This is a genomic window from Pseudomonas sp. GW821-FHT02A08, from assembly GCF_059422045.1.
In genome coordinates this window covers 36520-55741 of record NZ_JBWKWD010000012.1, presented here as the reverse complement: position 1 = coordinate 55741, position 19222 = coordinate 36520, and the positions used below count along the sequence as shown (strand labels likewise).

Below are 19222 nucleotides of genomic sequence, written 5' to 3'. Positions count from 1 at the left end.
ATGGCCCTGCCAAGCCGCCATTCACTGCTCCCCTTCCTCACCTGGCTACCCCGGCAAACCCGCGCCAGCGTCGGTCGTGACCTGATCGTCGGCCTCAGCGGCGCGATTCTCGCGTTGCCGCAATCCATTGCCTACGCACTGATTGCCGGCCTGCCGCCGGAATACGGCCTGTACGCGGCAATCATCCCGGTATTGATCGCCTGCCTCTGGGGCTCGTCGTGGCATCTGATCTGCGGTCCTACGGCGGCCATCTCGATTGTCCTGTACGCCAGCGTCAGCCCTCTGGCCGTTCCAGCGTCGCAGGACTACGTCATGTTGATCCTGTTGCTGACGTTTCTTGCCGGCCTCTTTCAGTGGCTGCTGGGTTTGCTGCGGTTTGGCGCACTGGTGAATTTCGTCTCACACTCGGTGGTACTCGGTTTCACCCTGGGTGCTGCCGTAGTGATTGCCATCGGTCAATTGCCTAACCTGCTGGGGCTGGATTTGCCCGGCCAGGCCACCGCGCTGGATAGTTTCATCTCGTTGTTGCGTCATTTCGGCGAGATGGACAAACCTTCGCTGGCACTGGGGCTGGCGACAGTGGTGGTGGGCGTGATCCTCAAACTGCTGCTACCACGCTGGCCGACGCTCTTGATCACCCTGATCCTCGGCGGCTTGCTGGTTTGGCTCTGGCCATCAATGTTCGGCCATGTGCAACTGGTCAGCGCCTTCACCGGCAAACTGCCGCCTTTCAGTCCGTTGCCGCTGGATCTCGATCTGATCCTGCGCCTGCTGCCCAGCGCAGTGGCGGTCGGTATGCTCGGACTGGTGACCAGCCTGTCGATTGCCCGCTCGATCTCGGCACGTTCCCAGCAACTGCTCGATGCCAACCAGGAAGTCCGTGCCCAGGGCTTGTCGAATATCGTCGGTGCGTTTTTTTCCGGATCGCTGTCGGCCGGCTCTTTCACTCGCTCAGGCCTGAGCTTTGAAGCGGGGGCCTGTTCGCCACTGGCCGGGATTTTTTCGGCATTGTGGGTGGCACTGTTTGCGATCTTCGGCGCGAGCCTGATCGCACACATCCCGATTCCGGCCATGGCCGGCAGCATTCTGTTGATCGCCTGGGGACTGGTGGACCATCGCGGCATTCGCGCGTTGTTGCGGGTCAGCCGTGCTGAATTCGTGGTCATGGCGCTGACCTGCGTCGCCACCCTGCTGCTGGAATTGCAAACGGCGATCTACGCTGGCGTGTTGGCCTCGCTTTTTTTCTACCTCAAGCGCACATCGCAACCACGGGTGCAGCATATGCGAGATGGCGAGGAGGACATTCTGCGAGTGGGGGGCTCGATCTTTTTCGGCGCCAGCCATTACCTGCAAGTGCGTCTGCAACGCATGAACGGTGCACGCGTGGTGATCGAGGCGCAGCAGATCAACTTCATCGACTATTCAGGAGTGGAAATGCTGCATCAGGAAGCGCGACGGCTGCTTCGCCAGAACCGCAGCCTGACGTTGCGCCGGGCACGGCCGCAGGTGGTGGAAGAACTGAGGAAGCTCGAAGGGGCGGAGAAATGCCCGATCCGGTTTGAGGACTGATCCGACTTCACTCTGATCACTGTGGGAGCAAGCTCGCTCCCACATTGGTTTTGTGCATGACACAGATCCAGTGTGGGAGCGGGCTTGCTCGCGAAGCTTTTAAAGAGCCAACTGCCGACGCAACTCAGCCAGCACCGGCGCTGTATCCGGTCGCACACCGCGCCACAGGAAAAACGCCTCCGCCGCTTGCTCGGCCAGCATGCCCAAGCCATCCATCGTCACCGCAGCCCCGTGTTCGCTGGCCCAGCGGCAGAACGAGGTCGGTTCCTTGCCGTACATCATGTCGTAGCACACCGTTTTGCCCGGTTCGATCAGGCTGGCAGCAATCGGCGGTACATCGCCGGTCAGGCTCGCGGAGGTCGCGTTGATGATCAGGTCCACCGACTCCCGCAACCAGTCATAGCCGCTGGCCGAGACCGGCCCCAGATCGCAGAACAGTTCCGCCAGCAACTCGGCCTTTTCCACCGTGCGGTTGGCGATGATCACCGATGCCGGTTGCTCGGCCAGCAAGGGCTCCAAAGCACCGCGCACCGCGCCACCAGCGCCGAGCAGCAGGATGCGTTTGCCCTTGAGGCTAAACCCGGCGTTGACCGTCAGGTCGCGCACCAGCCCGGCACCGTCGGTGTTGTCACCCAGCAGACTGCCATCGGCCAGTTTGCTCAAGGTATTGACCGCCCCCGCCCGCTGCGCCCGCGCCGTCAGGCTGTTCGCCAGCCGACAGGCTTCTTCCTTGAACGGCACTGTCACATTGGCGCCGCGTCCTTCGAGAAAAAACGTCCGGGCACAGGTGGAGAAGTCGTCGAGTGGCGCCAGCAGCGTGTTGTAGTCCAGCTTTTGCGCGGTCTGCTCGGCGAACAGGCGATGGATCAACGGCGACTTGCTGTGGCCAATCGGGTTACCGAATACGACATAACGGTCCATCAGTATTCCTCGTTCAGGCTTCGGCCAACCAATCGCGGTCTTGCAGGAAGTACTCGGTCAAACGCGCTTCTTCGCTGCCAGGCTCGGCCTTCCAGTCGTAACCCCAGCGCACTTGCGGAGGCAGCGACATCAAGATCGACTCGGTACGCCCACCCGATTGCAGGCCGAACAGCGTGCCGCGGTCGTAGACCAGGTTGAATTCAACGTAGCGCCCACGGCGGAACTCCTGGAATTCCCGCTGCTTTTCGGTAAACGCATCGTTCTTGCGGCGCTGCACGATCGGCAGATAGGCGTCGATATACGCATCACCGATGGCGCGCATGAAGGCGAAGCTGGTGTCGAAGTCCCACTCGTTCAGGTCGTCGAAAAACAGGCCGCCGATGCCACGCGGCTCGTGACGATGCTTGATGTGGAAGTAGCTGTCGCACCAGGCCTTGTAGCGCGAGTAGACGTCCGGGCCGAACGGCGCGCAGGCCTGCTCGGCGATGCGATGCCAGTGGATGCAGTCTTCTTCGTTGCCGTAATACGGGGTCAGGTCGAAGCCACCGCCAAACCACCAGACCGGCTCTTCACCTTCTTTTTCAGCGATGAAAAAGCGCACGTTGGCGTGGGAAGTCGGCACGTGCGGGTTATGCGGGTGAATGACCAGCGACACACCGAGGGCTTCGAAGCCACGGCCGGCCAGTTCCGGTCGATGAGCGCTGGCAGACGGTGGAAGACCGCTGCCGAATACATGGGAAAAGTTGACGCCACCCTTTTCAATCACCGCGCCGTTTTCTATCACACGGGTGCGACCGCCACCACCCGCCGGCCTGGTCCAGGCGTCTTCGACGAATTGCGTGCCACCGTCTTCGGCTTCCAGGGCGGCGCAAATACGGTCTTGCAGGTCGAGCAGGTAGGCTTTTACGGCCTCGGTGCGGGTCGTCATGTCATCACCTTGAATCGGGCAAAACAACGCGGCGCTCCATTGGAGCTCAGCCTGCGCAAATGGGCCCGTAGCATACCATCGCAAGTCACCCCGTCGCAGTTGACGAAGATCAAGCTTAGGAGTCCGATAGGGAGCTTGGTAAAACGACCTATGGAGAGTTCTGATGGCAAAGCGTATCCAGTTCCGCGCCCATGGCGGCCCCGAAGTGCTCGAATATGTGGATTACCAACCCGCCGAGCCAGGTCCGAAGGAAGTGCGCGTGACCAACAAGGCCATCGGCCTGAACTTCATCGATACTTATTACCGTAGCGGTTTGTATCCACCGCCATCTCTGCCGTCCGGTGTCGGTTCAGAGGGGGCAGGCGTGGTCGAGGCGGTGGGCAGCGACGTGACCCGCTTCAAGATCGGCGATCGCGTGGCCTATGGTAGCGGCCCTCTGGGCGCCTACAGCGATGTTCACGTCTTGCCCGAGGCCAATCTGGTGAAACTGCCGGACGCCATCAGCTTCGAACAGGCCGCCGGCGTGATGCTCAAGGGCCTGACCGTGCAGTACCTGCTGCGTCAGACTTATGAACTCAAGGGTGGCGAAACCATCCTGTTCCATGCCGCGGCCGGTGGGGTCGGCTCACTGGCCTGCCAATGGGCCAGAGCCTTGGGCGTAAAGCTGATCGGCACTGTCAGTTCGGCGGAGAAAGCAGCGCTGGCCAAGGCCAACGGTGCCTGGGCGACCATCGACTACAGCCATGAAAATGTCGCGCAACGCGTGCTGGAATTGACTGACGGCAAAAAAGTCCCGGTGGTGTACGACGGCGTGGGCAAGGACACTTGGCTCACTTCACTCGACAGCGTCGCGCCGCGCGGGCTGGTGGTGAGTTTCGGCAATGCGTCCGGCGCGGTCGACGGCGTGAACCTGGGGATCCTGGCAGGGAAAGGCTCACTGTACGTGACCCGGCCAACCCTGGGCACTTATGCGAACAACGCCGAGAACCTGCAACGCATGGCCGACGAGTTGTTCGAGATGATCATCGGCGGCAAGCTGACCGTGGACATCAGCCAGCGTTATCCACTGGCTGACGCGGCGAAGGCGCAGACCGAGTTGTCGGCGCGACGTACGACGGGTTCGGTTGTTCTGTTGCCCTGAATGGGTAGTTGACTGGTAGGGCCCCTTCGCGAGCAAGCCCGCTCCCAAACTGGATTTGTGAACGACACAGATCCAGTTTGGGAGCGGGCTTGCTCGCGAATGAGGTCAACCCGGTCTCAATCCGGGCGCACAACCTTGCCGGTCGCCAGATCGCGAATCACGCTCGGGTTCTTGCGCCCGCCCAGATTGCCACCCAGCACCAGATCCACCTGGCCACGGAAATACTGTTCTACGCGAAGCCGCGTACGTGCCGCCGGGCGCCCCTGCGGGTTGGCCGACGTCGACACCAACGGCCCGACCAGCGCGCACAAGTCCCGCACCAGAGGGTGATCGCTGACCCGCAGCGCCACGGTTTCATGTATGCCGGTAATCCACTCCGGCAGCAGGTTCTGGTGCGGCACCAGCCAGGTGTTCGGACCCGGCCAGGTGCTGGCCATGCGGTCCATCCACAACTCGGGGAAGTCTTCGAAGAGGAAATCGAACTGACGGATGTTGTCGGCGACCAGAATCAGCCCCTTGTCCACAGAACGGCCCTTGATCAGCAGCAGACGTTCCACCGCTTCCTCATCCCACGGGTCGCAACCCAGACCCCAGACTGCTTCGGTTGGGTAGGCAATCACCGCCCCGGCGCGAATTGCTTGCGCGGCTTGTTGCACACGCCAACTGTTGACCATGAAAAAACACTCCAGAATAAGGCTCTGCGCAGTTTACCGATCTTGTTTATAAAACCTAGCTCACCCGCGCAAACCAGCGCCCGCTTTCGCACACGGCGCGACCATCCATTTCCAGTTCCGTCAGCGCCGCCAGCACCTTCGGCAAGGTCCAGCCGCTTGCGTCGGCCAGCGCTTCACTGGTGTGAGGCGCGGCATGCAGCAGTTTCAGCAATGGGTGGGTCGTTGCCGGGGTGCAGATTTCTGTGGATAACGGCAGTCGTTGCCAGCCGCGCAAGGCTTCGAGGATATGTTCGATGGTTTCCACCAGCACCGCACCGTCCCGAATCAACTGATGACACCCGCGGGCGCCGGGGTGATGGATCGACCCTGGCATCGCAAACACCTCGCGCCCCTGTTCCGCCGCCAGCCTCGCGGTGATCAATGAACCGCTGGCAACACTGGCTTCGACCACCAGCACCCCGAGAGACAAACCACTGATGATCCGGTTGCGCCGGGGGAAGTTGCCGGCGCTGGGGCCTGCATCCAGCGGAAACTCCGAAAGCACTGCGCTGCCCGAAGCGATCATGGCGTCCGCCAGGCGTCTATTGCGCTGTGGATAAAACTTCTCGAGCCCCGTACCGAGCACGCCGACCGTTTGCCCGCCAACATCCAGCGCGGCCTGGTGCGCGGCGGCGTCAATGCCCAGGGCCAGGCCGCTGGTAATGACAAAACCGGCACCTGCCAGGCTGCGGGAAAACGCAGCGGCAGTGTCCATCCCCGGCCGGGATGCACGACGGCTGCCGACCATCGCCAGTTGTGGTTTTTCCAGAATGCCCGGATCGCCCGCGACAAATAACAGCGGTGGTGCATCGCTGATTTGTGCCAGCAGGGCCGGGTAGTCCGGTTGGTCCCACATCAGTAAATGCTGGGCCGGATGCTCCAGCCAGGCCAATGCATGACTGGCGCCGTCACGGATCTCGGGGCTACGCCTGGCCTCGGAACAGGCCAATGGCAAACCCAGCGCGCGCCAGGCACTGGCCGGTGCGCTGATCGCTTTGGACGCCGAGCCGAAGGCTTCAAGCAGTTTCTTGAACCGTGCCGGACCGAGTTCCGGCAAACGGTGCAGACGTAATCGAGCTTCCAGTTCCGCGGGGGAAACCGGTGTAACAGCAGGCAGCGACATGGATCATCCTTGATCGAAATAAGCCCCCGTACAAACGGGAATAAGCTGTGGATAACTCTGTTGGTAACTTGTGAAGCACGCTTACGGGTTTCGCACCTTGTCCATCACCGACAGCGAGCGTGAAGCACTAAGCACCAGCCCATAACTGAGTTTGTCGTAAGTACGGAAAACCATCAGCAGACCGGCGCGCTCATCGGGAATTTTCAACGGCTGACCGGTGATCCGGTCGCGCACGGTTTCGCCGGTTTTCATTACCGCCAGCAGGTTGCCTTCGGCCAGGCCATCGCGCTGCCCCTTGTTCAGCGTGACCACGTCCAACTCGCCGATCTGCGTGACCCCGCGCGGCACATCGATGATCAAACCGTTGATATCGTGGCTCGGTGCGCTCGGAGTGAAGGTCGAGTTGATCGCGTGCTCTTCACCGCTGAACAAGCGATCGCCCAGGCGAACCTCCTGGGTCGTGCGTTGCAACTCCAGGGTAGCGACGTCACCTTCGATGGCCACGACCTCGCCACCGCCAATGTCGTCGGCGTTGATCCCAAGAATCTCCTTGCTCTGCGGATCGGTGTAGACCTTGCCTTGGCGGAAGATGGCGTACGCTGGTTGCGCCGGATCGAAATGGCCTCGGGCAAAGATGCGGTCACCCGCGCCGCTGAGCACCCGTTCGGCATCGCCAGCGACGATGTAGGGTGCCTTGTCGAAATCTTCGGCCTTGTCGACGATGCGGTTGCTCAGCAGAAAGCTGTTGATCGATTTCAGCGCAATGCCGGGGATAGCCTCGGTTACCGGGCTGCTGCGCACCTGAGGCGAGAGCTTTATGGTGGGAATATTTTCCCGAATTTGCACTTGCCCGTACGCCCAACCTGCCGAGGCCAGTAGCAGCAGGGCGAGTAGTGATTTCCTCATGCGGTGAATCCCTTTATTATGTGCATTCGCGTGAAACGCCAGAGCCGTCAGAGGCTCGCTCCCTGCTTGCTTATCAAGACTTGCTTGTCAACAAAAGGGAGCTACGTTTTACAACGGTAGCCTGCATCTTCGGACCGCCAGGCCATCGACCCGACCTTACTTCACACGTGCACTAATCAAGCTTATGGCCATTTTAAACATCCTCGAATTCCCTGATCCGCGTCTGCGCACTATCGCCAAACCAGTGGCCGTAGTGGACGACGAAGTGCGTCAGTTGGTCGACGACATGTTTGAAACAATGTATGAAGCGCCTGGCATCGGCCTCGCCGCTACCCAGGTCAACGTGCACAAACGTATCGTCGTGATGGACCTCTCCGAAGACCGCAGCGAACCACGAGTGTTCATCAACCCAGAGTTCGAACCCCTGACCGACGAGATGGGCCAGTATCAGGAAGGCTGCCTGTCGGTGCCCGGCTTCTACGAAAACGTCGATCGCCCGCAACGGGTCAAGGTCAAGGCACTGGACCGCGACGGCCAGCCTTACGAACTGATCGCCGAAGATTTGCTCGCCGTGTGCATCCAGCATGAATGCGACCACCTCAACGGTAAATTGTTCGTCGATTACCTGTCGACGCTCAAACGCGACCGCATCAAGAAGAAACTGGAAAAGCTTCATCGCCAGAACGCCTGATGCCCATCTTCAAAGGCTTGCCGCGGCAAGCCTTTTTCTTTTCAAGAGACGTCACCCATGACTGAGCCACTGCGCATTGTCTTTGCCGGCACCCCGGAATTCGCCGCCGAACACCTCAAGGCCCTGCTCGACAGCCCTTACGAGATCGTCGCGGTCTACACCCAACCGGATCGTCCGGCCGGTCGCGGGCAAAAACTGATGCCGAGCCCGGTCAAGCAGCTGGCGCTGGAAAACAGCATCCCGGTGCTGCAACCGCCCACCTTGCGCAACGAAGATGCTCAGGCTGAACTGGCTGCACTGAAGCCGGACTTGATGGTGGTCGTCGCCTACGGCCTGATCCTGCCGCAAGTGGTGTTGGATATTCCGCGCCTGGGTTGCATTAACAGCCACGCTTCGCTGTTGCCACGCTGGCGTGGTGCGGCGCCGATCCAGCGCGCCGTGGAGGCAGGTGACGCCGAAAGCGGTGTGACCGTGATGCGCATGGAAGCCGGCCTCGACACCGGGCCGATGCTGCTCAAGGTAGCTACGCCGATCAGCGCCGAAGACACCGGCGGCAGCCTGCACGATCGTCTGGCCGAAATGGGCCCGCCGGCCGTGGTCCAGGCGATTGCCGGCCTCGTCGCCGGAACCCTGGAGGGCGAAGTGCAGGACGACAGCCTCGCTACCTACGCGCACAAGTTGAACAAGGACGAAGCTCGCATCGACTGGACTCGCCCGGCGGCTGAGCTGGAGCGCCTGGTCCGCGCCTTCAACCCGTGGCCGATCACCCACAGCACCTTGAACGGCGAAGCCCTGAAAGTGCTGGCCGCAAATCTGGCTGATGGCAAAGGTGCCCCGGGTGAAATCCTCGGCGCCAGCAAGGATGGTCTGATCGTCGCCTGCGGCGAGCAGGCGTTGTGCCTGACCCGTCTGCAATTGCCCGGCGGCAAGGCGCTGAACTTCAGCGACCTGTTCAACAGCCGCCGTGAGAAATTCGCCACCGGCACTGTCCTCGGTCAAGCGGCGGACGCTCAATGAACCCGCGTCTGGCCGCCGCCAAGGCACTCGCCGCTGTCCTGAGCGGAAAAGCCTCGCTCAACAGTTCGCTGCCAACGCAAATGGACAAGGTCGAGGACCGTGATCGCGGCTTCACCCAGGACCTGGCGTTCGGCACCGCACGCTGGCAGCCGCGCTTGTCGGCCCTGGCGGCCAAGCTGCTGCAGAAACCGTTCAAGACCGCCGACGCCGATGTCGAAGCGCTGTTGCTGGTCGGTCTCTATCAGTTGCTCTACACCCGCGTCCCGGCCCATGCCGCCATTGGTGAAACCGTCGGTTGTGCTGACAAACTGAAAAAGCCCTGGGCCAAGGCGTTGCTCAACGCTGTGCTGCGTAATGCTCAGCGCGAAAGCGAAACGATTTTCGCCGAGCTGGAACGTGATCCGGTGGTGCGCACCGCCCACCCACGCTGGCTGCAGAAATCCCTGAAGGCGTTCTGGCCAGAGCAATGGGAAGCCATTTGCGCGGCGAACAATGCGCATCCGCCAATGATCCTGCGGGTCAACCGTCGCCATCACAGCCGTGATGCCTACCTCGGTTTGCTGACTGAGGCCGGTATTGCCGCCACGCCGTGTGTGTACAGCCGCGACGGTATCGTGCTGGACGCCGCCGCCGATGTGCGCAGCCTGCCGGGTTTCGCCGAGGGCTGGATCAGCGTACAGGACGAAGCCGCGCAACTGGCTGCCGATCTGCTCGACCTCGCGCCGGGCCAACGGGTGTTGGACGCCTGCTGCGCACCGGGCGGCAAGACCTGCCATATTCTCGAAGCCGAGCCAAAACTGGCCGGTGTCGTGGCGGTAGACCTGGAGGCCAAGCGGCTGGTGCGGGTGCGGGAAAACCTCGAACGCCTGAAACTGAGCGCTGAACTGATTGCCGCCGACGGCCGCGACACGCAGGCGTGGTGGGACGGCAAACCGTTCCAGCGCATCCTGCTGGACGCGCCATGCTCGGCCACCGGCGTGATTCGTCGTCACCCGGACATCAAGCTGACCCGCCAACCCGACGACATCGCCGCGCTGGCGGTTCTGCAAGGCGAGTTGCTCGATGCCATGTGGACCACATTGGAGGTGGGCGGCATCCTGCTGTACGCCACCTGTTCTACGCTGCCGACCGAGAACACCGAAGTCATCGAAGCCTTCCTCGCCCGCACGCCGGGTGCTCGTGAACTGGACCTCGCCACGGCGGCCGGCATCAAGCAGCCCCATGGTCGCCAGTTGCTGGCCCAGGAAGGTGGCCACGACGGGTTCTACTACGCCAAGCTGATCAAGATCGCCGCCGCGCGCGGTTAAATGGATTCAATGGAGTGACTGGATGAAAATCATCATCCTCGGTGCAGGGCAGGTCGGCGGTTCGCTGGCGGAACACCTGGCCAGTGAAGCCAACGATATTACTGTGGTCGACACCGATGGCGAACGCCTGCGCGACCTTGGTGATCGCCTGGACATTCGCACGGTGCAGGGTCGCGGTTCATTCCCGACCGTGCTGCGTCAGGCCGGTGCCGATGACGCCGACATGCTGGTCGCCGTAACCAACAGCGACGAAACCAACATGGTCGCCTGCCAGGTCGCCCACACCCTGTTCCACACCCCGACCAAGATCGCCCGGGTTCGCGAAGCCGCCTACCTGACCCGCGAAGAGCAGTTGTTCCAGAACGAAGCGATTCCGGTGGACGTGCTGATCAGCCCGGAACAAGTGGTGACCAACTACATCAAGCGCCTGATCCAGCATCCCGGCGCCCTGCAGGTAATCGACTTCGCCGAAGGCAAGGCGCAACTGGTGGCCGTGCGGGCGTACTACGGCGGGCCGCTGGTGGGTCAGCAACTGCGGCAGTTGCGCGAGCACATGCCGAACGTGGAAACCCGCGTCGCGGCGATTTTCCGTCGTGACCGGCCGATCCTGCCCCAGGGCGACACGGTGATAGAAGCCGATGACGAGGTGTTTTTCATTGCCGCCAAGGCAAACATTCGTGCGGTGATGAGCGAAATGCGCCGTCTCGACGAAACCTACAAACGCATCGTCATCGCCGGTGGCGGGCAGATCGGCGAACGTCTGGCCGAGGCCATCGAAAGCCGTTATCAGGTGAAAATCATCGAGATGAACCCGGCACGCTGCCGTCATCTCTCCGACACGCTGGACAGCACGGTGGTGTTGCAGGGCAGTGCTTCGGACCGCGACCTGCTGATGGAAGAGAACATTGCCGACGCCGACCTTTTCCTGGCCCTGACCAACGACGACGAAGCCAACATCATGTCTTCGCTGCTGGCCAAACGCCTGGGCGCGAAGAAGGTGATGACCATCATCAACAACCCGGCCTATGTCGATCTGATCCAGGGCGGCGACATCGACATCGCCATCAGCCCGCAACTGGCAACCATCGGCACCTTGCTGGCCCACGTACGCCGTGGCGACATCGTCAGCGTGCACTCACTGCGCCGGGGCGCGGCGGAGGCCATCGAAGCGATTGCCCATGGTGATGCGAAATCGAGCAAGGTGATCGGCAAGGCCATCGAGAACATCGGGCTGCCACCGGGCACCACCATCGGTGCGATCATCCGCGACGAAGAAGTGATCATCGCCCACGACGACACCGTGATCGAAGCGGGCGACCATGTGATTCTGTTCCTTGTGGATAAAAAGCATATTCGCGATGTGGAGAAGTTGTTTCATGTGGGGTTGAGCTTCTTCTGATCCGGACTTTGCGTTGATCAGACTGGCCTCTTCGCGGGCAAGCCCGCTCCCACAGGGGTTTGGGTCGTACACAAGATGTATGTTCACTTCAATTACTGTAGGAGCGGGCTTGCCCGCGAAAGCAATCTCGCAACCACCACATAAGCCAAGGCACAAAAGATGATCGAATCCCTGGAAAAAATGCTCGCCAAGGGTGTGGATAACGCTTTGCTGCGCTTCGGCCTGGGCAAGGGATATCTGGATCTGGGGGAAAACGCCAAGGCTGCGGAGCATTTCCAACGCTGCGTCGAATTCGATCCGAAATATTCGGCGGCGTGGAAACTACTGGGCAAGGCCCACCTGGCACTGGCGGATTTTACAGCCGCGCGCCAAGCCTGGGAGCAAGGCCTGGAAGCCGCTCGCGGCCATGGCGACAAGCAGGCCGAGAAAGAAATGACAGTGTTCCTGAAGAAGCTCGAGCGTCAGTCGCACTGATCAGAGGTAACGCAAACCGATGCCGTCGGCGTCCACCAGCACCACTTCCATGCGCACCCGCGGCGCGCCTGTGGGTAAGTCCTGCACCTGCCCGTAGACCACCGCCCCTCGGGGCAGCGCCGACAGTTGCGGATGCTTGACGTAAACGCCGGTGGTCGACAGGTTACGCGTCTGCCCCAGGCAATCACCGATGCTTTCGTGACTGATCTTGATGCGGAACGACTTGCGGTGTTCGGACATCTTCTGCGCCCTTGAGTGAACGGTTGTGGATAACCCCAAGTCCAGGGTTATCCACAGATCATGCCAATTGAATCAATACCAACGCTCTTCACCCGGCGGGCGCTTCTTGAAGCGCTTCATGCTCCACATGTACTGGCTCGGGTACGCTCGTACATAGCGCTCGACTACCTGGCTCATGGCCGCACAGGATTGCGCTGTATCGGTGCTGTACATGGCCTCTGGCGCGGCTTCAAGGATCACTTTGTAGCCTGAACCGTCCGGCAGGCGCAGGGCGTGCAGGAACACGCCGACCGCTTTACCGCCAGCGAGCATGTTGGGCACGAACTTGCTGGTCAGCGCCTGGGTGGCGAAGAACGGCACGAAGATCCCGGCGGATTCGGACGGTTCCGGGTCAGCGGGAATGCCCACCGCACCACCTTTGCGCACTTCCTTGATGACGCTGAGGATGCCTTCTTTTGTGGAAGCGGCGACCTTGTTACCCAGTTGCACCCGCTGCTTTTGCAGCAATTCATCCACCGCCTTCAACTTCGGTGGGCGGTAGAAAATGATTGGCTTGCACTGACTGCAATAGAAGTGGTTCAGCACTTCCCAGTTGCCCAAGTGGCTGGTGATGCCGACCACGCCTTTGCCGGAGGCGAGGGCGTCCTTCAATATGTCGAGGCCTTCGACTTCGCGCACCAGATCAATGGAGCGCTGGGCTGGCCAGATCCAGGCGCAGGCGCTTTCGGTCAGGGACTTGCCGATGTCCTTCAGGCTCTGGCCCACCAGGCGTTCACGCTCGGCGGGGTCCATGTCCGGAAAGCACTTGGACAGATTGATCCGTACCACGTCGCGGGAACGGTTCGGGGTTTTCCACATGACCCAGCCAATCGCCGAGCCCACGGCCTGCACGGCCCGCCACGGAAGCAGGGCAAACAGCCGCAGAGCGCCTACCAGCAAGGCGCCTTTCAACTTATCCACAGGTCACTCCTGATTTTGTGCTGTGCGCGAGGCGGCCATTCTAACCGCCGTTCGCCAACTGCGCGTAGCGGTCGCAGTCCCGGGTGTGATCCATGACCATGCCCGAGGCCTGCATCAGCGCGTAGCAAATGGTCGGCCCGACGAAGGTGAAACCGGCTTTTTTCAGGCCTTTGCTCATCTCCACGGCGGTCGGCGTCACGGCCGGGACTTCGCTACGATCCTTGAAATGATTGATCACAGGCGTGCCACCAACGAACGACCAGAGAAACGCCACCGGGTCCTCCAATGCCAGCCAGGCCTGGGCATTGCGCCGGGCCGCGTTGAGCTTGAGGCGGTTGCGGATGATCCCCGGATCGAGCATCAACTCGTCGATTTCGGCATCGCTCATCTGCGCCACGCGCTGGACATCAAAACCGAACATCACCTGACGATAATGCTCGCGTTTGCGCAGCACAGTGATCCAGGAAAGCCCGGCCTGGAACCCTTCGAGCAAAAGCAACTCGAACAAACCCTGCGCATCGCGTAGCGGCGTGCCCCACTCCTGATCGTGATAAGCCATGTACAGCGGATCTTCGGAACACCAAAAGCAGCGTGGCATAAGGCTCCAGGGGGCGTGCGCAGCAATGAATCGGGTATACTCCCGCTCTTTAAATCGCAGCCCAAGAAACAGGTGAATTTCGTGAGCCAGCCTACGCCAGCCGTGCGTACCTTCCAAGACTTGATCCTCGCCCTCCAGCAATACTGGGCCGAGCAAGGTTGTGTGGTACTTCAGCCCTACGATATGGAAGTAGGCGCCGGCACTTTCCACACCGCAACGTTCCTGCGCGCCATCGGCCCGGAAACCTGGAACGCGGCCTACGTGCAGCCAAGCCGCCGTCCGACTGACGGTCGCTACGGCGAAAACCCGAACCGTCTGCAGCACTACTACCAGTTCCAGGTGGTCCTGAAGCCGAACCCGGACAACTTCCAGGAACTGTACCTGGGCTCCCTCAAGCACGTCGGCCTGGACCCGCTGGTCCACGACATCCGCTTCGTCGAAGACAACTGGGAATCGCCGACCCTCGGCGCCTGGGGTCTGGGCTGGGAAGTCTGGCTCAACGGCATGGAAGTGACCCAGTTCACCTACTTCCAGCAAGCGGGCGGCATCGAGTGCTACCCGGTGACCGGCGAGATCACCTACGGTCTCGAGCGTCTGGCCATGTACCTGCAAGGCGTGGACTCGGTCTACGACCTGGTCTGGGCTGACGGTCCGTTCGGCAAAGTGACCTACGGCGACGTGTTCCACCAGAACGAGGTGGAGCAGTCCACTTACAACTTCGAACACGCCAATGTCGACAAGCTGTTCGAACTGTTCGATTTCTACGAAAGCGAAGCCAAGCGCCTGATCGAACTCGACCAGCCGCTGCCATTGCCGAGCTACGAAATGGTGTTGAAGGCTTCCCACACCTTCAACCTGCTGGATGCACGCCGGGCAATCTCGGTGACCGCGCGTCAGCAATACATCCTGCGTGTACGCACCCTGGCGCGTTCCGTTGCGCAAGCCTACCTGCTGGCTCGCGCCAAGCTGGGCTTCCCGATGGCGACCCCGGACCTGCGTGACGAAGTACTGGCCAAGCTGGAGGCTGCACAATGAGTGCTCTGGATTTTCTGGTTGAACTGGGCACTGAAGAACTGCCACCCAAAGCCCTGAACACCCTGGCCGAGGCGTTCCTCGCCGGTATCGACAAGGGCCTGCAAGCTGCCGGCCTGAACTACGAGAGCAAAACCGTTTATGCCGCCCCGCGCCGCCTGGCCGTGCTGATCACCGCACTGGCCACCCAGCAGCCGGATCGCAGCATCAACCTCGACGGCCCGCCACGTCAGGCCGCGTTCGATGCCGAAGGCAACCCGACCCAAGCAGCACTGGGCTTCGCCAAGAAGTGCGGCGTCGACCTGAGCGAAATCGATCAGAGCGGCCCGAAACTGCGCTACAGCCAGAGCATCGCCGGCAAGGCGACCGCGAGCCTGCTGCCGACCATCGTCGAAGATTCCCTGAACGACCTGCCGATCCCGAAACGCATGCGTTGGGGCGCCCGCAAGGAAGAGTTCGTTCGTCCGACCCAGTGGCTGGTGATGCTGCTCGGTGACCAGGTCATCGACTGCACCATCCTCGCTCAGAAGGCCGGCCGCGACTCCCGTGGTCACCGCTTCCATCACCCGGAAAACGTGCGCATCGGTTCGCCGTCCAGCTACCTGGCCGACCTGCGTGCCGCCTACGTGCTGGCCGACGCCAACGAGCGTCGCGAGATCATCAGCAAGCGCACCGAAGAGCTGGCCACCCGTCAGGAAGGCACGGCAATCGTTCCCCCAGCGCTGCTCGATGAAGTGACCGCGCTGGTTGAATGGCCAGTGCCGCTGGTGTGCTCGTTCGAGGAACGCTTCCTCGATGTGCCGCAGGAAGCCCTGATCACCACCATGCAGGACAACCAGAAGTACTTCTGCCTGCTGGATGCCGACGGCAAGTTGCTGCCACGTTTCATTACCGTGGCCAACATCGAAAGCAAAGACCCGCAGCAGATCATCGCCGGTAACGAGAAAGTGGTTCGCCCACGCCTGACCGACGCCGAGTTCTTCTTCAAGCAAGACAAGAAGCAGAAGCTCGAAGATTTCAACCTGCGCCTGCAAAACGTGGTGTTCCAGGAGAAACTCGGCAGCGTCTACGACAAGGCCGAGCGCGTTTCCAAACTCGCCGCCTACATCGCGGCGCGCATTGGCGGCAACGCTTCGTGGGCTGCTCGTGCAGGCCTGCTGTCCAAGTGCGACCTGTCGACCGAGATGGTCGGCGAGTTCCCGGAGATGCAAGGTGTCGCCGGTTACTACTACGCCCTCAACGACGGCGAGCCGGAAGATGTCGCACTGGCGCTGAACGAGCAGTACATGCCGCGCGGTGCCGGCGCTGAACTGCCAAGCACCCTGACCGGTGCGGCCGTGGCCATTGCCGACAAGCTCGACACCCTCGTGGGTATCTTCGGCATCGGCATGCTGCCGACCGGCAGCAAAGACCCGTACGCCTTGCGCCGTGCCGCACTGGGCGTGTTGCGTATCCTGATCGAGAAGCAACTGGATCTGGACCTGAACGACGCCGTGGCCTTCGCTGTGAATGCGTTCGGGACCAAGGTCAAGGCTGCCGGTCTGAACGAATCGGTGCTGGAGTTCATCTTCGACCGCCTGCGTGCCCGTTACGAAGACGAAGGTGTCGATGTCGCGACCTACCTGTCGGTACGTGCCCTGAAACCGGGTTCGGCCCTGGACTTCGACCAGCGCGTGCAAGCGGTACAGGCTTTCCGCAAACTGCCGGAAGCTGCCGCCCTGGCCGCCGTGAACAAGCGCGTGTCGAACTTGCTGAGCAAGGTCGAAGGCTCCGTTCCGACAGTCGTGGAAGCCAAGTACTTCGACAACGCCAACGAGTTCTCCCTGTACTCGGCGATCCAGCAAGCTGACCAGGCTGTACAGCCAATGGCCGCCTCGCGTCAGTACAGCGAATCCCTGGCACGCCTGGCTGCACTGCGCGAGCCGGTGGATGCGTTCTTCGAAGCCGTGATGGTCAACGCGGAGGACGCAAAAGTCCGCGCCAACCGTTATGCGTTGCTGGCGCGTCTGCGTGGGTTGTTCCTCGGCGTCGCCGACATTTCGCTGCTGGGTTGAGGGATTGCTGTTGAAACTGCTGATTCTCGATCGGGACGGAGTGATCAATTACGACTCCGACGCTTACATCAAGTCGGTGGAGGAGTGGATTCCACTCCCCGGTTCGATCGAAGCCATCGCGCAGTTGAGCAAGGCCGGCTGGACGGTAGCGGTCGCTACCAACCAGTCGGGCATCGCTCGCGGCTATTACGACCTCGCCACCCTGGATGCCATGCACGAGCGCTTGCGCGCGCTGGTGGCGGAGCAGGGCGGTGAAGTCGGGCTGATCGTCTACTGCCCCCACGGGCCGGACGAAGGCTGCAATTGCCGCAAGCCGAAACCCGGGATGTTGAAAACCATCGCCGCTCATTACAACGTGTCGCTGACCAATCTCTGGTTCGTCGGCGACAGCCTTGGTGACCTGGAAGCCGCCAAAGCCGTCGATTCACAGCCAGTTTTGGTAAAGACCGGGAAAGGCGAAAAGACGTTGGGTAAGACCCTTCCGGTTGGCACATTGATTTTTGACGATCTGGCGGCGATTGCCGCAGAACTTGTGCACAAATGCACTTAACCAAGTGTGCGCTTCTGAATTTCCTTGCAAAGGATGATAGGGAAGTGCGCTTTACATAGGCGGGCAATGCCCGCAACGGTAAACGTCACCATGTCGATACTGCAGGCCATCAGAACCTTCCTCTTTTACCTGCTGCTGGGCACCAGCTCCTTGCTGTGGTGCAGCCTGAGCTTTTTTATCGCGCCGTTTCTGCCCTTCAAGGCACGTTATCGCTTCATCAACGTGTACTGGTGCCGCTGCGCCTTGTGGCTGAGCAAAGTGTTTCTGGGCATTCGCTACGAAGTGAAGGGTGCCGAGAACGTACCTGAACGGCCTTGCGTCATTCAGTCAAACCACCAGAGCACCTGGGAGACGTTCTTTCTCTCGGCCTACTTCTCACCGCTGAGCCAGGTGCTCAAACGTGAATTGCTCTATGTGCCGTTCTTCGGTTGGGCCATGGCCATGCTGCGACCGATCGCCATCGATCGCGACAACCCGAAAGCCGCACTCAAGCATGTGGCGCAAAAAGGCGATGAGTTGCTCAAGGACAATGTCTGGGTGCTGATCTTCCCCGAAGGCACTCGCGTTCCTTTCGGCACCGTCGGAAAGTTCTCGCGCGGTGGCAGCGCCTTGGCGGTCAACGCCGAATTGCCGGTGCTGCCGATTGCGCACAACGCAGGCAAATTCTGGCCGAAAACCGGTTGGGCGAAGAAGCAGGGCGTCATCACTGTGATCATTGGCGAGCCGATGTATGCCGCAGGCACCGGACCGCGAGCCATCGCTGAATTGAACGACCGGGTCCAGGCGTGGAACGAGCAGATGCAACGGGAAATGGGCTCGCTGCCACCGGCTCCGCAAGCGCCGGTTTCAAACGATCAGGTGGCTGTCTGAGATTCTGTGGATAACCTGTGTACCGTTTCATCGAAAAACGTCGTTATTTGCTCCTAAGTTTATGATTTTTTTACATATTTCTTAGGATGATAAAACCCATAAAAACGTGCATAAGTTTTTTTCGGACGTAAAAAAACCGACTGATATAGCCGGTTTTTTTATGCCCGGAGCAAACGCTGGCTGTCGTCATGACAGGTCAATCCGAATCACTCGCAGCAGATTGAACAACGCCCGGGTCAGCAGCGCCTGATCCGCCAGAACCAGACTTTCCTGGGCTTCCTCTTCCATTTGATGAACCAGTTCGATCTGTTTCAGCTGCGCGATGGGCAGCGCCTGGTCGAACACATCCAGCACCAGCATCGCAAACAGGCTCGGCTGGAACTGATAAGCCTCGGACTCGCCCTCGCCAGGTGAACGAAACCGTCACTCGTGACGGCAAAGCCATCGTCATGACCGAACGCGAATACCGCCTGGCACATTGCCTGTTCAGCAACCTCGGCCGACCGCTGTCGCGGGATTACCTGTACGAGCGATTCTGGCCCCATGAACAAATGTCATCGTCCCGACCGCTGGACACCCACATCTATCGCCTGCGCAACAAGCTTGGCCTGACAGCGGATCGTGGTTGGCAGTTGCTGACGATTTACGGGTATGGGTATCGGTTGGAGAGTGTGGCGTCGACGAGCGAGTGAAACGCGGACAAATAAAAAAGGCCAACGCAATGCGTTG

At 60.8% G+C, this 19222-nt stretch carries 18 protein-coding genes and 3 pseudogenes; 12 read left to right on the top strand and 9 right to left on the bottom strand.

Annotation, left to right across the window (positions count from 1 at the left end; translation table 11 throughout):
• On the top strand, positions 1–1569 hold the full coding sequence (locus AC07W4_RS11270) for a SulP family inorganic anion transporter (protein WP_495032455.1): 1569 nt from the start codon (positions 1–3) through the stop codon (positions 1567–1569).
• Between the two features lie 99 nt (positions 1570–1668).
• On the opposite strand, the gene aroE is transcribed toward AC07W4_RS11270, so the two are convergent.
• Entirely contained in the window at positions 1669–2490 is an 822-nt protein-coding gene (gene aroE, locus AC07W4_RS11265; protein ID WP_495032454.1) for a shikimate dehydrogenase, read from the bottom strand.
• A gap of 13 nt (positions 2491–2503) precedes the next feature.
• Positions 2504–3418, bottom strand: a complete 915-nt coding sequence (hemF, locus tag AC07W4_RS11260; RefSeq protein ID WP_495032453.1) for an oxygen-dependent coproporphyrinogen oxidase — start codon at positions 3416–3418, stop codon at positions 2504–2506.
• 163 nt (positions 3419–3581) lie between these two features.
• On the opposite strand from hemF, the gene AC07W4_RS11255 reads away from it, so the two are divergent.
• Positions 3582–4559 carry an NADPH:quinone reductase gene (locus AC07W4_RS11255; RefSeq protein ID WP_057712639.1) on the top strand — a complete coding sequence of 326 codons (978 nt, stop codon included), beginning with the start codon at positions 3582–3584 and terminating at the stop codon, positions 4557–4559.
• Positions 4560–4675: 116 nt separating this feature from the next.
• Here AC07W4_RS11255 and tsaC read toward each other — a convergent pair whose 3' ends face one another.
• The 3 genes and pseudogenes from tsaC to AC07W4_RS11240 all read right to left on the bottom strand — a co-directional run.
• The gene (gene tsaC, locus AC07W4_RS11250; RefSeq protein ID WP_495032452.1) at positions 4676–5233 is read right to left on the bottom strand and encodes an L-threonylcarbamoyladenylate synthase type 1 TsaC; all 558 of its coding nucleotides are present in this window, start codon (positions 5231–5233) and stop codon (positions 4676–4678) included.
• A gap of 55 nt (positions 5234–5288) precedes the next feature.
• Positions 5289–6395, bottom strand: coding sequence for a DNA-processing protein DprA (gene dprA, locus AC07W4_RS11245; protein WP_495032451.1), 1107 nt, complete (start codon positions 6393–6395; stop codon positions 5289–5291).
• Between the two features lie 81 nt (positions 6396–6476).
• Positions 6477–7256: pseudogene (locus tag AC07W4_RS11240) on the bottom strand (peptidoglycan-binding protein); the annotation flags it as partial.
• Between the two features lie 229 nt (positions 7257–7485).
• On the opposite strand from AC07W4_RS11240, the gene def reads away from it, so the two are divergent.
• The 5 genes from def to AC07W4_RS11215 all read left to right on the top strand — a co-directional run bounded on the left by def (position 7486) and on the right by AC07W4_RS11215 (position 12189).
• The gene (gene def, locus AC07W4_RS11235) at positions 7486–7992 is read left to right on the top strand and encodes a peptide deformylase (RefSeq protein ID WP_008045730.1); all 507 of its coding nucleotides are present in this window, start codon (positions 7486–7488) and stop codon (positions 7990–7992) included.
• Between the two features lie 57 nt (positions 7993–8049).
• Entirely contained in the window at positions 8050–9009 is a 960-nt protein-coding gene (gene fmt, locus AC07W4_RS11230) for a methionyl-tRNA formyltransferase (protein WP_495032450.1), read from the top strand.
• Positions 9006–10316 carry a 16S rRNA (cytosine(967)-C(5))-methyltransferase RsmB gene (gene rsmB, locus AC07W4_RS11225; RefSeq protein ID WP_495032449.1) on the top strand — a complete coding sequence of 437 codons (1311 nt, stop codon included), beginning with the start codon at positions 9006–9008 and terminating at the stop codon, positions 10314–10316. Before fmt ends, rsmB begins: the two co-directional genes overlap by 4 nt.
• Positions 10317–10338: 22 nt before the next feature.
• Positions 10339–11715 (top strand): Trk system potassium transporter TrkA, encoded by a 1377-nt coding sequence (gene trkA / locus AC07W4_RS11220; RefSeq protein ID WP_008045725.1) that lies wholly within the window; start codon positions 10339–10341, stop codon positions 11713–11715.
• A 159-nt stretch (positions 11716–11874) separates the two neighbouring features.
• The gene (locus tag AC07W4_RS11215) at positions 11875–12189 is read left to right on the top strand and encodes a tetratricopeptide repeat protein (RefSeq protein WP_008045723.1); all 315 of its coding nucleotides are present in this window, start codon (positions 11875–11877) and stop codon (positions 12187–12189) included.
• On the opposite strand, the gene AC07W4_RS11210 is transcribed toward AC07W4_RS11215, so the two are convergent.
• From AC07W4_RS11210 to AC07W4_RS11200, 3 genes are all read right to left on the bottom strand, one after another.
• Positions 12190–12429, bottom strand: a complete 240-nt coding sequence (locus tag AC07W4_RS11210) for a hypothetical protein (RefSeq protein ID WP_008045721.1) — start codon at positions 12427–12429, stop codon at positions 12190–12192.
• A 72-nt stretch (positions 12430–12501) separates the two neighbouring features.
• A complete protein-coding gene (locus tag AC07W4_RS11205) occupies positions 12502–13389 on the bottom strand; it encodes a lysophospholipid acyltransferase (RefSeq protein ID WP_008045719.1) in 888 nt (295 codons plus the stop codon).
• A gap of 40 nt (positions 13390–13429) precedes the next feature.
• Complete coding sequence (locus AC07W4_RS11200; RefSeq protein ID WP_007985082.1) at positions 13430–13987, bottom strand: DNA-3-methyladenine glycosylase I; 558 nt, start codon at positions 13985–13987, stop codon at positions 13430–13432.
• 81 nt (positions 13988–14068) lie between these two features.
• Here AC07W4_RS11200 and glyQ point away from each other — a divergent pair, with 81 nt between their 5' ends.
• The 4 genes from glyQ (at position 14069) to AC07W4_RS11180 (ending at position 18493) form a co-directional block, all read left to right on the top strand.
• Complete coding sequence (gene glyQ / locus AC07W4_RS11195) at positions 14069–15022, top strand: glycine--tRNA ligase subunit alpha (RefSeq protein WP_003187265.1); 954 nt, start codon at positions 14069–14071, stop codon at positions 15020–15022.
• A complete protein-coding gene (gene glyS, locus AC07W4_RS11190; RefSeq protein ID WP_008045717.1) occupies positions 15019–17073 on the top strand; it encodes a glycine--tRNA ligase subunit beta in 2055 nt (684 codons plus the stop codon). Before glyQ ends, glyS begins: the two co-directional genes overlap by 4 nt.
• 4 nt (positions 17074–17077) lie before the next feature.
• The gene (gene gmhB, locus AC07W4_RS11185; RefSeq protein WP_177318791.1) at positions 17078–17623 is read left to right on the top strand and encodes a D-glycero-beta-D-manno-heptose 1,7-bisphosphate 7-phosphatase; all 546 of its coding nucleotides are present in this window, start codon (positions 17078–17080) and stop codon (positions 17621–17623) included.
• Between the two features lie 90 nt (positions 17624–17713).
• On the top strand, positions 17714–18493 hold the full coding sequence (locus AC07W4_RS11180) for a lysophospholipid acyltransferase family protein (RefSeq protein ID WP_032829311.1): 780 nt from the start codon (positions 17714–17716) through the stop codon (positions 18491–18493).
• Positions 18494–18706: 213 nt separating this feature from the next.
• Here AC07W4_RS11180 and AC07W4_RS11175 read toward each other — a convergent pair.
• Positions 18707–18921: pseudogene (locus tag AC07W4_RS11175) on the bottom strand (sensor histidine kinase); the annotation flags it as partial.
• Between AC07W4_RS11175 and AC07W4_RS11170 the strand changes: the two are divergent.
• A pseudogene (locus tag AC07W4_RS11170) lies at positions 18913–19185 on the top strand (winged helix-turn-helix domain-containing protein); the annotation flags it as partial. The pseudogenes AC07W4_RS11175 and AC07W4_RS11170 sit on opposite strands and share 9 nt — an antisense overlap.
• Between the last annotated feature and the right edge of the window lie 37 nt (positions 19186–19222).

What these genes read in the sequence shown, in the direction of transcription:
- AC07W4_RS11270 (WP_495032455.1), top strand. Translation starts at nt 1, where the DNA reads ATGGCCCTGCCAAGCCGCCATTCACTGCTCCCCTTCCTCACCTGGCTA.
- aroE (WP_495032454.1), bottom strand. Translation starts at nt 2,490, where the DNA reads ATGGACCGTTATGTCGTATTCGGTAACCCGATTGGCCACAGCAAGTCG.
- hemF (WP_495032453.1), bottom strand. Translation starts at nt 3,418, where the DNA reads ATGACGACCCGCACCGAGGCCGTAAAAGCCTACCTGCTCGACCTGCAA.
- AC07W4_RS11255 (WP_057712639.1), top strand. Translation starts at nt 3,582, where the DNA reads ATGGCAAAGCGTATCCAGTTCCGCGCCCATGGCGGCCCCGAAGTGCTC.
- tsaC (WP_495032452.1), bottom strand. Translation starts at nt 5,233, where the DNA reads ATGGTCAACAGTTGGCGTGTGCAACAAGCCGCGCAAGCAATTCGCGCC.
- dprA (WP_495032451.1), bottom strand. Translation starts at nt 6,395, where the DNA reads ATGTCGCTGCCTGCTGTTACACCGGTTTCCCCCGCGGAACTGGAAGCT.
- def (WP_008045730.1), top strand. Translation starts at nt 7,486, where the DNA reads ATGGCCATTTTAAACATCCTCGAATTCCCTGATCCGCGTCTGCGCACT.
- fmt (WP_495032450.1), top strand. Translation starts at nt 8,050, where the DNA reads ATGACTGAGCCACTGCGCATTGTCTTTGCCGGCACCCCGGAATTCGCC.
- rsmB (WP_495032449.1), top strand. Translation starts at nt 9,006, where the DNA reads ATGAACCCGCGTCTGGCCGCCGCCAAGGCACTCGCCGCTGTCCTGAGC.
- trkA (WP_008045725.1), top strand. Translation starts at nt 10,339, where the DNA reads ATGAAAATCATCATCCTCGGTGCAGGGCAGGTCGGCGGTTCGCTGGCG.
- AC07W4_RS11215 (WP_008045723.1), top strand. Translation starts at nt 11,875, where the DNA reads ATGATCGAATCCCTGGAAAAAATGCTCGCCAAGGGTGTGGATAACGCT.
- AC07W4_RS11210 (WP_008045721.1), bottom strand. Translation starts at nt 12,429, where the DNA reads ATGTCCGAACACCGCAAGTCGTTCCGCATCAAGATCAGTCACGAAAGC.
- AC07W4_RS11200 (WP_007985082.1), bottom strand. Translation starts at nt 13,987, where the DNA reads ATGCCACGCTGCTTTTGGTGTTCCGAAGATCCGCTGTACATGGCTTAT.
- glyS (WP_008045717.1), top strand. Translation starts at nt 15,019, where the DNA reads ATGAGTGCTCTGGATTTTCTGGTTGAACTGGGCACTGAAGAACTGCCA.
- AC07W4_RS11180 (WP_032829311.1), top strand. Translation starts at nt 17,714, where the DNA reads ATGTCGATACTGCAGGCCATCAGAACCTTCCTCTTTTACCTGCTGCTG.